Here is a 13,154-nt window from a genome sequence, read left to right on the forward strand (position 1 = left end):
GAGCTCGCCAACGATTTCGAAGTCCATGGCGCAATTGTGCCACTTTGCGGCGCTCGTTTAAGCTGCAACGCGCGGTTAGGCGATTTTTGAATACTCCTTGTGAATGTCATGAAGTAGTTCACCAGGTTGGATTAATCGTTTGACGATCTCTCGGAAAGGCTGCAAATTGCGAGCGGGTGTGAACTTCATCGCGCGCTGGACAATTTGCTCCTCTGAGAAGGAAGTCTTGATACCGTACTCACGGGTGTAGCGAAGATAATCGAAGTACCACTGCTTTACCGCGGTCCCATTCCCCTTCTCGGTCTCCCGCACTACTCCTTCGATCGAAGCGGCAATCTTGGACAGAGCCCAGCCGTCCTTGAGTGAGGAAAACATGGTCAGAATTTCCTCAATCCATCTTGCAGCTGGCGATTCTGTAGGCCCGCGAGAAATTCGCTGATTGTGAGTGTTGGGTACTTGTCCCCTTCTTCGATGGCCTGCTGCAAAATTTCCTCCGTAAGTGCGAGTCCGTCGTACGCGAGGCACCAGGAGAACGCGTCCACCACCACAGCACGTATCTGGGGATGCGGATTTGATAATTGGCTAACGAACATCGGCTGCAATAAACTGCCAGCTATCGACATAGCCTGGTATAGGAGCCGGCGCATTTCTTTCGTGTTCCCTCAAGATCGTCCCGGGCACCCTGACCTAAGCGTGTCAGAAGTCGCTTTTCAGGATCGAACATCTCTTCAGCGAAATCGGTTCCATCCCAGTCCTCCGGATTGTACTGATTGGGCGGTCGCTTCATCGATTCTTCCTCCCAGCGCCCAACTTCCAATTATGGGCCGTAAGCATGCGCTACAACATTTATGGTCCGCGACGTTGCTCATAAGCTCGCCCCCGGGCTGACCTGAAGATACTACACCGTGCGCGATGCAGTATGCCGTTGGGCTCGAACGTTCGAGCAATGGGTATCCAATCCGTCCCCGCTGTGCACGCCGCGGAATGCTGTCCAGTTGGCAATACCGATACGATCGAACGTCCGCCCTGGCTTCCCGTGCCCGCCTATAATCGGTCGAGCTCTGTCCGACCAACCCTCGTCGCCGGTGCCTGCCCATGCCCACTCGTCCCAATATTCTGCTCATCACGTCGGACCAGCAGCGCGCCGATTGCTACGGATTCGAGAATCCCGACATTCGCACGCCGCATATCGATCGTATGGCGCGCGACGGTACTCGGTTCAGCGCGTGCATCACGCCCAATCTCGTCTGCCAGCCCTCGCGGGCATCGATCCTGACCGGTCTGCTGCCGCTCACGCACGGGGTTTGGGACAACGGCGTCGACCTCGATCCGAAGGTCGGCGCACGCGGCTTCGCCGGCACGTTCAGCGCCGCGGGCTATGCCACCGCGTTTCTGGGCAAGGCGCACTTCGCCACCAAGTCGACCTTCGCCCCGACCGGCACACCCGAATGCAACAAGAGCCAGGCGCGCTACGGCCCGGACTGGACCGGCCCGTACATGGGATTCCAGCACGTCGAGCTGTGCGTGACCGGCCACATGCACCGCACCCGTCCGCTGGAGGATCCGCCCTGCGGTCGCTTCGAGCGCTGGCTCCTTTCACGTGGAATTCCGGGCGAGGCGATCGAGCGCTGGAAGCAGGACCTGGGGCCGAGCGTGGGCGCGGCGCAGACCTGGTATTCGGCGCTTCCTGCTGCGTGGCACAGCAGCAGCTGGATTGCCGATCGCACCATCGACTTTCTTTCCCGCCAGGACGCCGCGCAGCCGTTTTGCGTCTGGACCTCGTTCCCCGACCCGCATCACGCGTTCGATTGCCCCGAGCCCTGGAGCCGACTGTACGACCCGAAGTCGGTCACGCTGCCGAAGCACCGCAAGCGCGACCTGGAGCGGCGGCCGTGGTGGCACAAGGCGGTGCTCGAAGGCAAGCCGCAGCTCACCGATCCGACCATGTACAAGTTTCGCGCCGAAGGCTCGCGCGTGCCCGACCAGAGCGACGAGCAGCTCGCGCACATGAGCGCCAACTATTACGGCATGATCTCGCAAATCGACCATAATGTCGGGCGCATGCTGGAAGCATTGAATCGATACGGACTGGCACAAAATACGCTCGTAATTTACACCACCGACCACGGCGAGCTGCTCGGCAACCACGGACTGTATCTCAAGCACCCGATCCCGTACGAAGACCTGCTGCGCATCGGCATGGTGGTGCGCGGCCCGGGGGTGGCGGCGGGGCAGGTGGTGCGCGAGCCCGTCTCGACGCTGGACCTGGCTGCGACGTTCCACGATTACTCTGGTGTCGCACCGGCGCGGACGCTGCAAAGCCGGAGCCTGCGCCCGCTGCTCGAAGGCCGGGACGAAACGCGTCCGGTTGCTTACAGCGAATGGCACGTGCATCCGTCGCGGTGCGGCGTGGGGTTGAAGCTTCGCACCGTGCGCACGAAGACGCACAAGTGCACCTTCGAGCTCGATTCCGGCGCGGGCGAGCTGTACGACATCGTGAACGACCCGGAGGAAATGGTGAACCGCTTCGACGATCCTGCATACGCAGCCGTGCGCCGGGAATTGCACGAGATGATGCGGGCGCGGCCTGGGGACATCGTGGAGCCGCTGGCGGAGCCGATCGGGATGGCCTGACCAAGGCCTGCTTTCCCGGAGGGGAGCGTGCGGCGCTTCGTGGACCTCGTCCACTTCACGACACTTCAGACGGAGCCGGCATGAACGAAACGCAATCGACCCGCGAGTTCCTCTCGCAGCGTGTGCGCAGCATCAAGCAGTCGCCGAGCAATTACCTGAATCAGCTCGCCACCGAGATGAAGGCGCGCGGCCGCGATATCGTCTCGTTCGCGCAAGGCGAGCCCGATTTCCCGACGCCCGAGCACATCAAGCAGGCGGCGGTCGAGGCGATGCGAAAGGATTTCACCCACTACACCGTGGTCGACGGCATCGCGGAGCTCAAGCAGGCGGTGTGCCGCAAGTTCAGGCGGGAGAACGGCCTCGACTACGCCCCGCAGCAGATCTCGATCTCCAACGGCGGCAAGCAGGTCATCTACAACGCCTTCCAGGCAACGCTCGATCCCGGCGACGAAGTGATCGTGCCCGCTCCGTACTGGGTCTCCTACATCGACCAGGCGATCCTGTCCGAGGGAATTCCGGTCCCGGTCGCCTGTCTGCAGGAGCACGGCTTCAAGCTGCAGCCGGAGCAGCTCGAGCGCGCGATCACGCCGCGCACGCGCTGGCTGGTGCTCAACTCGCCCAACAATCCGAGCGGGGCGATCTACAGCCGCTCGGAGCTCGCGGCGCTGGCGGAAGTCCTGTTGCGCCATCCACACGTCTGGGTCCTGACCGACGACATGTACGAGCACCTGCGCTACGATGGCGCGGCGTTCTCGACCATCGCGCAAGTGGAGCCGCGGCTGTACGAGCGTACCTTGACGGTGAACGGCGTCTCCAAGACCTACGCCATGACGGGCTGGCGCATCGGCTGGGGCGCGGGCGCGAAGATTCTGATCGACGCCATGCGAAAGCTTCAGTCGCAGAGCACCACGAGCCCCAACTCGATCGCGCAGGTGGCCTCGATTGCCGCACTCGACGGCCCGCAGGACTTCATCGCCGAGCGCAACGCCATCTTCCGGCAGCGGCGTGATCTCGTCGTGGATGGGCTCAACCGCATCCCGGGTCTGTCGTGCCCCAGGCCCGAGGGTGCGTTCTACGTCTATCCCTCGTGCGCCGGCTGGATCGGCAAACGCACGCCCGAGGGCAAGCTGCTGGCGAGCGACAGCGATGTCGCGGGCTATCTGCTGGAGTCTGCCGAGGTCGCTGTGGTGCAGGGCGATGCTTACGGCATCTCACCCAACTTCCGCATCAGCTATGCGATTTCGATCGAGCAGCTGGAGGAGGGACTGCGGCGGATACGGCGGGCGGGGGAGCGCCTGGAAAACTGACCCCGCTTACGCGCTTGCTCGCGGTCGATAGAACTTGATCGCGTTGTCGTAGAACACCTTGCGTTCGAGCGCCGGGTCGATGTTGGCCCGGATGAGATCCATGTCGGCGGCCTCGAACGGCCGCCGCGCGCGCTGCGACGGCAGATCGGAGCCGAACATGAGGCTCTCGGGATTGGCTGCGACGATCGCGCGGATGGCCGGGGCGGGATCCATGTCGATGCGCCCGAAACCGGTCGCCTTTACCTTCATGCCGCGTTCTACCAGGCGCAGCAGCGTAGGTAGCCCCTCGGTGGAAAGCCCCAGATGCGCGATGCTGGTCGCGGGCAGGCGGCTCACCGTATCGAACACCGGCGCAAGATCCTTGGCATCGGCATAGAGCTCGACGTGCCAGCGCGCCAGGTCGTAGACGCGACGCGCGACCCGGTCGAGATCCCCGATGCCCGCCGATCCGCCCCGGACCAGGTTGAAGCGCACGCCGCGCACGCCGATCGCGTCCAGCGCCATGATGTCGGTGTCCAGGATGTCGGCGGGCAGCTGTGCCACGCCGACGAAGGTCGGACCGAACTTCGCCAGCGCATCGCGCATGAACGCGGTATCGAAATTCTGGAACGAGCCGGTCACCACCACGCCGCCCGCGATCCTGAGCCCCGACGCGCGGGTGCGGTAATCCTCGACCGGAAAGCTGGGCGGCATGAAGCCCTGGTTCTCGCTTACGGGGAAGCGGAAGTCGATGATGTGGAAATGGGTGTCGAAAACCGGCGCCATGGGCTCACACTTTGCGCGTCACGATCGGATATTTCCAGGATAATACCGGGCGCGACGTTCGTGCGCGGACAACCCAGGAGGAGCAGAGGCGGGATGCTGGTCCGTTTCACCCTGAATGGCGATCCGGTCGAAGTCGCCTTGAAAAGCGACGACCGCCTGCTGGTGGACGTCCTGCGCGAAGACCTGCGGATGACCGGCACCAAGCACGGCTGCGGCATCGGCGCCTGCGGCACGTGCACCGTGATTGTCGACGGCGCTCCGGTCGCATCCTGCATGCAGCTTGCGGCACTGGTCGACGGCGCCGAAGTGCGCACCATCGAAGGTCTTGCGACGCCCGACGGCCTGCACCCCGTGCAGCAGGCGTTCGTGAATCGCGCCGCCTTGCAATGCGGCATCTGCACCCCCGGCCATGTCATGGCCGCAGTCGCGCTGCTCGAACGCAATCCGAATCCGGACCAGGCCGAGATCGTGGAAAGCATGGACAGCGTCTACTGCCGCTGCACCGGTTACGCCCGCATCCGCGAGGCTTACACCGAGGCGATCGCCCTGCTCGCCAAGGCGAACCGTCGATGAGCACATCGAACCCTGTGCCAGGACGATGCGCGCGAGACGCGCGCGTGGCCCGAGCCGGCCTGCTGGTCGTCGGGCGGGACGTGCCGCGCACCGATGCGCCTTCGAAAGTCACCGGGGCCGCGCAGTATGTCGCCGACATCCAGCTTCCCGGCATGCTGCACGCAGCGGTACTGCGCAGCCCGCATCCGCACGCACGCATCGTCAATATCAAGGTCGATGCGGCCCGGGCGCTGCCGGGCGTGAAGGCGATCGTCATCGGCGCCGATACGGCGGCGCGCAAGTGGGGCGCTTTCCGCCCCGACCTCTATCCCCTCGCGATCGGGCGCGTGCGCTATGTCGGCGACGAAGTGGCTGCCGTCGCCGCCTTGGATGACGAGACCGCACGCGCGGCGATCGACAGAATCGAGGCCGAATACGAAGCCCTGCCCGCGGTGCTCTCGCTCGACGAAGCCCTCGCCGAAGGGGCGCCGCTGGTGCACGACGATACGCCGGGAAACCTCGCGCACGAGTTCTCGTTCGAGCGTGGTGATGTGGATGCCGGATTCCGCGCTTCCGACGTCGTGGTCGAGGGCACTTGGGAGACCGTACGGCAGTGGCATACGGCGCTCGAGACCATCGGCTGCGTAGCGCAGTGGTCGGGCGATCGGGTTTCGATGTGGTGCAACACGCAAACACCGTATCTCGCCCGCGGCCGCTATTCGGTCGCGCTCGGCATTCCGGAGTCCAGGATCCGCGTGATCCAGACCGAAGTCGGCGGCGGCTTCGGCGGCAAGTCAGGTGATGACAATGCTTCAGTCATCTGCGCTTTGCTTGCACGCAAGGCGGGACGTGCGGTCAAGCTCATTCATACGCGCGAAGAGGAGTTTCTCGCCAGTCACCCGCGCATGCCGATGCGCTATTGGGTGCGGCTCGGCTTTCATCGCGACGGGCGCGTGGCCGCGAAGGAAATCCGCATGTGGGCCGACAACGGCGCCTACACGGGAAAGTCGCAGGCCATTCTCGGCGCCGCCACGGTGCGTCATGATGCGCTCTACAAGTATCCCTGCGCACGCGCCCACTCGCGTCTGGTCTATACCAACCTCGTGCCGACCGGCGCCTTCCGCGGCTTCGGCAATCCCTCGGCCGACTGGGCGGTGGAGCAGGCGTGGGACCTGGCGGCCGAGAAGCTCGGCATCGACGTGGTCGACCTGCTGCGGATGAACGCGGTCGAGCCGGGCGACGTTTCGCCGCACAACCACAAGATCACGAGCTGCGAGCTTAAAGCTTGCATTGACAAGTCGGCCGACCTGATCGGCTGGCGGCGCAAGCGCGAAGCACACTCGCGCAAAGACCAGCCATTCGCGCGTGAAGGCGACGCGCGCGGGTGCAACCGTGGGCTCGGCATGGGTTGCAGCGTGCACGTGAACGGCCGCCGCAGCTTCGGCGACTGGGACGGGGCGTCTGCCATCGTGCGCATCAACGACGACGGTCGCGCCACCATCATCAGCGGAGAAGGCGAGATCGGGCAGGGGACGCTCACGGTGTTGCGCCAGATCGCGGCCGAGGAGCTGGGACTGCCGTTCGAGGACGTCGACATCACCCGACCCGATACCGACGTGCATCCGTATGCGCTGGGCGCCCTGGCGAGCCGGGTCACCTATGTCGCGGGAAACGCGGTCAAGAACGCGGCGCGCGCGGCGGCGAACCAGTTGCTGGAGGCGGCGTCGCGCCAGTTCGGCATGCCGGCCGACGAGCTCGGCATCGTCAACGGCATGATCGGTCCGCGGCGCGGGCCCGAGAGCGCGTACAAACCGGTGGCGGCGGTCGTGCGCGCGAACATCTATCGCCCCGGCGGCGAGCCGATCATCGGCGTCGGCGCGTTCGACAATCCCTCGGAGTTTCCGGATCACAGTCGCTTCGGCAACGAATCGGGCGCGTACAACTTCGTCGCACAGGCGGTGGAGGTCGAGGTCGATCCGGATACGGGGCAGGTGAAGCTGCTCGAAGTCGCCTCCGCGGTCGATTGCGGCACCGTGATCCATCCGGCAGCGGCTGAAGGCCAGGTGCATGGCGCGGTGACGCAAGGCATCGGTCTCGCCATGGTCGAGTACTTCGACTGGTACAACGGCGCACCGACCAATCCACAGCTCGTCGACTATCCGATCCCGTCGGCGATGATGATGCCGAAGCAGTACGTCGCCTTCGCCGATTCGTACGAGCCGAGCGGTCCCTTCGGCGCCAAGGGCATCGGCGAGATCGGGCTCGACGCCATTCCGGCCGCCATCGCCAACGCGATCGCCGACGCGGTCGGCGTGCGCATCACCGAGCTGCCGATCACCGCCGAGAAGATCCATCGCGCGCTGCATCCGGAAGCGTACGGGGACGAAGCCGCGGCGAAACCACAGCCGCCGCGCGGGACGGCGGCCACGCGCCTGGCCTTTGGGCGTCCGTCCGGGCCGCGCCCGGCGAAGCCCGAGCTGCTGTTCCCGACATCGGTGGAGGACGCTGTAGCGCTGTATGCCGAGGGCGATGCGGCGCTCGTTTGCGGCGGCACCTCGCACGCATCTCGCCGCGAGCGGGGCGGTTACCCGTTCGCGCGGCGGTTGATCGCGCTCACGCGCATCCCCGAGCTGCAGGCTCATTCGGTGGATGCGAGCGGCATGCTGTGCGCCGGCTCGGCGGTGGCGCTGGAAACGCTGCACCAGGACCCGCGCGTGCGAAGCGGCTGGCCGGCGATCGCCGATGCGTTCGATGCGGTCGGCGCGACGCGCATTCGGCGCATGATCACGGTCGGCGGCAGCGTCGGTCCGCTGATTGGCGGCTTCGATCTGCCGCTTGCCCTGCTCGCGCTGCGCGCCCGCGTTCACGTCGCCGGACCGGCGGGCCGTCGCTGCGTCGGGCTGCAAGAGCTGTTCGAATCGCGTCTTTCCAAGGGCGAGATCGTGATCGGCATCGAGGTCGATCCGCAAGAAACTCCCTCACCCCCTGCCCCTCTCCCGGAGGGAGAGGGGAGTCTCGCTAGCTCCGCGTTCTTCAAATTCATGCCTCGCGGCGTGTTGGAGATCCCGACCGTGACGAGCGCCGCCCAGGTCGTGGTGGACGCCGTCGGGCGTTGCACGCACGCCCGAGTCGCGGTCGGCGCGGTCGCGCCGGGGCCGATCGTGCGCGAGCCGGCGCAGCTCGTCGGTTCGCCGATCGCGATCGAGACTGCCCGCGAGGCCGTGCGCGATGTGGCCGAGGCAGCTAGGCCTTTCGCCGATGTGCGCGGTTCGGTCGCCTACAAGCGCGCGATGGCGGTCGAGTTCGCGGCCCGGGCATTGATGCGCGCATGGGAACGCGCGCGGGAAGCACGGACATGAGGCACGAACGAACCGATTTCGGCGCGGCGCCCGTCGGTACGCCGGCCGAGATCCTCGATCCGCTCAATCGCACCGTCGACTGACAACGCCGTTCGAACACACCACGGAGTTACTCCATGACTTCTTCCAGCGCGATTCACCACGACACGCCGGTGCCGACCCGCGGCGATTCCGACTTCTGGGGCAGCGATGTCGTCGCCGAGGTGCTGCGCTCGCTCGACATACCCTACATCGCGTTGAATCCCGGCGCGAGCTATCGCTGGCTGCACGACAGTCTGGTCAACTACCTGGGCAATCGCGCGCCGCAGATGCTGCTGTGCCTGCACGACGAGACCGCGGTGTCGATCGCGCAGGGCTACGCGAAGGCCTCGGACAAGATGATGGCGGCGGCGCTGCACGCGAACGTCGGCCTCATGCATGCCTGCATGCCGATCTTCGATGCCTGGTGCGATCGCATGCCGGTGCTGATCCTCGGCGCCACCGGGCCTTGGGATGCCGCTAAGCGTCGGCCCTGGATCGACTGGATCCATACCTGCTCGGACCAGGGCGGCCTCATCCGTAACTTCACCAAGTGGGACAACCAGCCGGGCTCGGTGCCGGCAGCCGTCGAGGCGCTCCTGCGCGCTGCGCAGATCGCGCAGACCGCACCTCGCGGTCCGGTGTATGTGAATCTCGACAGTGCGGTTCAGGAAGAGAGGCTGGACGAGCTGCCGCGGCTGCCCGATGTCGCGCGCTATTCGGCATCATCCGCCGAGCCCTCGCAGCAGGCGGTTGCGCAGGCCGCGGCGTTGTTGTCCGGCGCGCGCAATCCGCTCATGCTGGCCGGGCGCGTTTCGCGCAGCCTCGATGGCTGGAATGCGCGCGTGCAGCTGGCCGAGAAGCTCAACATGCGCGTGCTCTCCCAGATCAAGGTCGGCGCTGCGTTCCCGACCGATCATCCCCTGCATGCCGCGCCGCCGGCCAATCGCCTGGCGGCCGAGGTGCGCGCGCTGGTCGCCAGCGCCGACGTGATCCTGTCGCTCGACTGGCTCGATCTCGGCGGAACGCTCAAGCAGGCGCTGGGCGACAAGCCGGTCGCTGCCAAGGTCATCCAGGTCTCGTGCGACGTGCATTCGCATCGCGGCTGGAATTTCGACTACCACGCGCTCGCGCCGGCGGATGTGCAACTGTTGTGCGAGCCCGATGCCGGGGTGCCGCAGCTGCTTGCCGCGTGCAGTCCGCGCCGCGCTGAAGCACCGCCGAAGCTCTCGGTCGTCGCCAAGTCGGAAGCGCCCGACGAGGGGCTCACCCTGGCGGTCGTTGCCGAGAACCTTCGCCAGGCGATCGCCGGCAAGGAGGTCTGCTTCACGCGCCTGCCGCTCGGCTGGAACGGCGCCTACACGCACTTCCGCCATCCGCTCGACTACGTCGGCTACGACGGCGGCGCGGGCGTCGGATCGGGTCCCGGCATCACCGTCGGTGCGGCGCTTGCCCTGCGCGGCTCGGGACGGCTTGCGATCGGGCTGCACGGCGATGGCGATTTCCTCATGGGCAACACGGCGGTATGGACCGCGACCCACTACCAGATTCCGTGCCTGATGATCGTGTGTAACAACCGCTCGTTCTTCAACGACGAGCGGCACCAGGAGCGGATCGCGATCGGGCGCGGCCGCCCGCCGGAGAATCGCTGGATCGGCCAGCATATCGGCGATCCGGACGTCGATATCGCGGCCATGGCGCGCAGTATGGGCGCCGTGGGCATCGGTCCGGTGGAGAAGCCGGAGGAGATCGGTGCGGCGCTCAGGCTCGGCGTCGAAGCCGTGGAGCAGGGCAAGGTCTGCGTCATCGATGCGCGCGTGGCGCCGGGTTACGACGCGGAGTGAAATGCTATGGAGGTCTGAAGTCCTAGCTCGTCGCTCCCGCGCAAGCGGGAGTCCAGGAAACTCAACAGCGTCCTGGATTCCCGCTTACACGAGAATCAGTTGTTCAGGGGATGACTCTCGAGGACAGTGATCCACACCAATAACAGGCTGCCCTCGCGCGCCGCGCGGCGGGCAGCGATACGAGGATAGAACGAGGAGAAAACGATGAGGACAGATATCACGTGTATGCTGCTCGGTTGCATCGGCGTGGCGCTCGCCGCCAACGCCGCTCACGCGCAAAACTATCCCGACCGCCCTATCCGCTTTATCGTGCCGCAGAGCGCAGGCGGTTCGACCGACAAGGTGGCGCGCGTGGTCGCGCAGGAGCTGAGCGAAGTGTTCGGCCAGACCATCGTGGTCGACAACCGGCCCGGTTCCGGCAGCCTGAACGGCACGGAGCTGGCCGCGCGCGCGACGCCGGACGGCTATACGCTGCTGGTGGTGGCGGCATCGTTTTCGATCAGCCCGGCGGTGCGCAAGAAGCTGCCGTTCGACGTCGTCCGCGATTTCGCCCCCATCACCCAGCTGGTGGATCTGCAACACCTGCTGGTCGTCCATCCCTCGGTTCCCGCGAAATCGGTCAAGGATGTGATCGCGCTCGCCAAGGCGAAGCCCGGCGAACTCAACTATGCCTCCAGCGGCATCGCGACCAGCACCCACATGGCGGCCGAGCTCTTCCGCTACATGACCAAGACCAACATGACGCACGTGCCGTACAAGGGCGGCGGGCCGGGGATCACCGCCATGCTCGCCGGCCAGTGTCACCTGTATTTCGCCACCATCTCCACCGCGCTGCCGCACGTGCGCGCCGGCAAACTGCGCGGCCTGGCCGTAACGGGCGCCAAGCGCTCGGTGGCCGCGCCCGATCTGCCGACGGTCGCCGAGGCCGGCGTGCCGGGCTACGTGCACAGCTCCTGGATCGGCATGGCGGCGCCGGCCAAGACGCCGCCGCCCGTGCTTGCGCGGCTGCATGCCGAATCGGTCAAGGTCGTGCAGTCGCCGCAAGTGAAAAGCCTCTTCCTGCGCGACGGGCTGGAAAGCCTCGGCAATACGCCGCAGCAATTCGCTGCGGATCTCAAGCAAGAGATCGCCAAGTGGCGCAAAGTGGTGGCGGCGGCGGGAATCCAGGCGAACTGATTCGAACCGGAGTCGACCCAGCAAGCTGACGTATCGGCTCCCCGAGCCGAGGGTAGCGCCCTCTACGGATGCGGCCGAACAGCGTCCGCGCGATCGACTCGGCCGCTCATATCGCCTGTGCGTCCACGCGTGCGCGACACTGATCTACCGGCTCGCCGTACGGTCTTTCGCTGAGCGATAGCATCGTTTTCCGGGTGCTCGCTGCGGCTGAGCGAAATGTTCGGCTGATACAATTCGTTCATGAATATCTTGAACGAATTGCTGGTCCCTCTGGGTGACTATCCGTGGGCGCTCGCCGCATTACAGGTCGCCGCGCTCTTGTTGGCTGTCTACCTGGTCAATCTGCTGACGCAGTCGTCCACCACCGCGTGGGCCGAATACGAGGGCATCCAGGCCGACCTTTTCGATCATCTCTACGCGATCCTGCCGGAATTCGGCCTGCGGGTATTCCAGCAGCCTAGCGGGGCCGACGTGAACCGCGCCCTGCGTGTCGCCGTTGAAGGCAGGGCGTTGCCCGCTCACCAGCAGGCCGAGTGGCGATCTGCTTGAAGCGCGCGTTACGCGCTGTCGCCGGCGCTCCGTGCAGTCACGCTTGGGGTCAGGTCTTGCTTGTTGCATGAAGGAGGGACGCCTGGGGAGACAGCTGTAACGAGCAAGACCTGACCCCTCTGCTACAACTTGTCTGCGACCACGCGGCCCTGGGCATTCTGGTGCACCCTGTAGCGGTTTCCGTCCCGACAGATCGCGGTGTAGTCGTTGTCCCCGCGACGTTGCGCCTTCACGACTTGCCCGCACGGCATGCCGAGAAGCGCGATGACCGACGTGAGATCCTTCAATAGCGCCGCGTCCTCGGCCGCACGTGCCGGCGCTGCGGTGAGCAACTGCATCACAACCATCGCGACCGCAACCTTCAATCGTCCCGTCATGTCGATTCCTCAGAATGCTCAGACACCGGTCGCAAGCGCGCCGAACTTGTCTCGATCGGCCAGGATTTCCCAGATGGCTTCGCGCGAAGATGCGATCGCCTCCGCCAGCGCCGGGTCGCCGTCCTGCACGAGAGCTACCGTCTTCAGCAGCAGCAGATCGTATGGTTGACGCAGGTCCGCGAGCTGCGCCACGATCCGGCCCTCATAGAACGCGCGGAACCGATCGAGCAGGTCGTCGACCTGATTCTTGAGCGTGAGCTTGGTGAACACGCCGATCGCAGCGGTCTCCTTGAGGCGCTGTTCCAGCGTCGCGAGATCGAGCGTCGGCCGGGCCGGCGTGCTCTCTTTCGGTAGGTTCGATTCGATCGAGCTCCGCTCGTCGGGCACGACGAGCACGTCCGGCTTCGTCGCCGGCATGGCCGTCGGCTCCGCCGCTGCCGCCGGCGTTGCCAGCAGCCAGGCGAAAAGGAGTACGCCGAGTCGGGCGCCGCCGCGCTTCTCGTTCGTTGCGCGCCGGGCCAAGGCAGCTATCCCCGCTCGGTGATGACCGAACGCCAGCGCTGCAACTCGTCC

General features: G+C 65.6%; 10 protein-coding genes and 1 pseudogene. 7 read left to right on the forward strand and 4 right to left on the reverse strand.

From position 1 onward, the window contains the following. Positions 1 to 75 precede the first annotated feature (75 nt). Positions 76 to 375 (reverse strand): hypothetical protein, encoded by a 300-nt coding sequence (locus GEV05_27425; protein MPZ47029.1) that lies wholly within the window; start codon positions 373 to 375, stop codon positions 76 to 78. A 720-nt stretch (positions 376 to 1,095) separates the two neighbouring features. Here GEV05_27425 and GEV05_27430 point away from each other — a divergent pair. Both GEV05_27430 and GEV05_27435 read left to right on the forward strand, forming a co-directional pair. Then, the gene (locus GEV05_27430) at positions 1,096 to 2,634 is read left to right on the forward strand and encodes a sulfatase-like hydrolase/transferase (protein ID MPZ47030.1); all 1,539 of its coding nucleotides are present in this window, start codon (positions 1,096 to 1,098) and stop codon (positions 2,632 to 2,634) included. A gap of 80 nt (positions 2,635 to 2,714) precedes the next feature. After that, entirely contained in the window at positions 2,715 to 3,941 is a 1,227-nt protein-coding gene (locus tag GEV05_27435; protein ID MPZ47031.1) for an aminotransferase class I/II-fold pyridoxal phosphate-dependent enzyme, read from the forward strand. Positions 3,942 to 3,947: 6 nt separating this feature from the next. Here the strand turns inward: GEV05_27435 and GEV05_27440 are convergent, their stop codons facing one another. Beyond that, the gene (locus GEV05_27440; GenBank protein ID MPZ47032.1) at positions 3,948 to 4,706 is read right to left on the reverse strand and encodes an amidohydrolase family protein; all 759 of its coding nucleotides are present in this window, start codon (positions 4,704 to 4,706) and stop codon (positions 3,948 to 3,950) included. Between the two features lie 93 nt (positions 4,707 to 4,799). Here GEV05_27440 and GEV05_27445 point away from each other — a divergent pair, with 93 nt between their 5' ends. The 5 genes and pseudogenes from GEV05_27445 to GEV05_27465 all read left to right on the forward strand — a co-directional run bounded on the left by GEV05_27445 (position 4,800) and on the right by GEV05_27465 (position 12,204). Continuing rightward, complete coding sequence (locus GEV05_27445) at positions 4,800 to 5,279, forward strand: 2Fe-2S iron-sulfur cluster binding domain-containing protein (GenBank protein ID MPZ47033.1); 480 nt, start codon at positions 4,800 to 4,802, stop codon at positions 5,277 to 5,279. Beyond that, positions 5,276 to 8,617 carry a molybdopterin-dependent oxidoreductase gene (locus tag GEV05_27450; protein MPZ47034.1) on the forward strand — a complete coding sequence of 1,114 codons (3,342 nt, stop codon included), beginning with the start codon at positions 5,276 to 5,278 and terminating at the stop codon, positions 8,615 to 8,617. The genes GEV05_27445 and GEV05_27450 overlap by 4 nt, the downstream gene beginning before the upstream one ends. A gap of 116 nt (positions 8,618 to 8,733) precedes the next feature. Then, a complete protein-coding gene (locus tag GEV05_27455; protein MPZ47035.1) occupies positions 8,734 to 10,479 on the forward strand; it encodes a thiamine pyrophosphate-binding protein in 1,746 nt (581 codons plus the stop codon). Positions 10,480 to 10,683: 204 nt separating this feature from the next. After that, on the forward strand, positions 10,684 to 11,655 hold the full coding sequence (locus GEV05_27460) for a tripartite tricarboxylate transporter substrate binding protein (protein ID MPZ47036.1): 972 nt from the start codon (positions 10,684 to 10,686) through the stop codon (positions 11,653 to 11,655). Positions 11,656 to 12,009: 354 nt separating this feature from the next. Continuing rightward, positions 12,010 to 12,204 (forward strand): annotated as a pseudogene (locus tag GEV05_27465) (mechanosensitive ion channel family protein). Between the two features lie 122 nt (positions 12,205 to 12,326). On the opposite strand, the gene GEV05_27470 reads toward GEV05_27465, so the two are convergent. Continuing rightward, complete coding sequence (locus GEV05_27470; GenBank protein MPZ47037.1) at positions 12,327 to 12,581, reverse strand: hypothetical protein; 255 nt, start codon at positions 12,579 to 12,581, stop codon at positions 12,327 to 12,329. 18 nt (positions 12,582 to 12,599) lie between these two features. Then, complete coding sequence (locus tag GEV05_27475; GenBank protein ID MPZ47038.1) at positions 12,600 to 13,103, reverse strand: hypothetical protein; 504 nt, start codon at positions 13,101 to 13,103, stop codon at positions 12,600 to 12,602. Positions 13,104 to 13,154 lie beyond the last annotated feature (51 nt).

The sequence above is a fragment of the Betaproteobacteria bacterium genome (assembly GCA_009377585.1).
Taxonomy (GTDB): Bacteria; Pseudomonadota; Gammaproteobacteria; order Burkholderiales; family WYBJ01; genus WYBJ01.

What these genes read in the sequence shown, in the direction of transcription:
- GEV05_27470 (MPZ47037.1), bottom strand. Translation starts at nt 12,581, where the DNA reads ATGACGGGACGATTGAAGGTTGCGGTCGCGATGGTTGTGATGCAGTTG.
- GEV05_27460 (MPZ47036.1), top strand. Translation starts at nt 10,684, where the DNA reads ATGAGGACAGATATCACGTGTATGCTGCTCGGTTGCATCGGCGTGGCG.
- GEV05_27455 (MPZ47035.1), top strand. Translation starts at nt 8,734, where the DNA reads ATGACTTCTTCCAGCGCGATTCACCACGACACGCCGGTGCCGACCCGC.
- GEV05_27430 (MPZ47030.1), top strand. Translation starts at nt 1,096, where the DNA reads ATGCCCACTCGTCCCAATATTCTGCTCATCACGTCGGACCAGCAGCGC.
- GEV05_27425 (MPZ47029.1), bottom strand. Translation starts at nt 375, where the DNA reads ATGTTTTCCTCACTCAAGGACGGCTGGGCTCTGTCCAAGATTGCCGCT.
- GEV05_27445 (MPZ47033.1), top strand. Translation starts at nt 4,800, where the DNA reads ATGCTGGTCCGTTTCACCCTGAATGGCGATCCGGTCGAAGTCGCCTTG.
- GEV05_27440 (MPZ47032.1), bottom strand. Translation starts at nt 4,706, where the DNA reads ATGGCGCCGGTTTTCGACACCCATTTCCACATCATCGACTTCCGCTTC.
- GEV05_27435 (MPZ47031.1), top strand. Translation starts at nt 2,715, where the DNA reads ATGAACGAAACGCAATCGACCCGCGAGTTCCTCTCGCAGCGTGTGCGC.
- GEV05_27450 (MPZ47034.1), top strand. Translation starts at nt 5,276, where the DNA reads ATGAGCACATCGAACCCTGTGCCAGGACGATGCGCGCGAGACGCGCGC.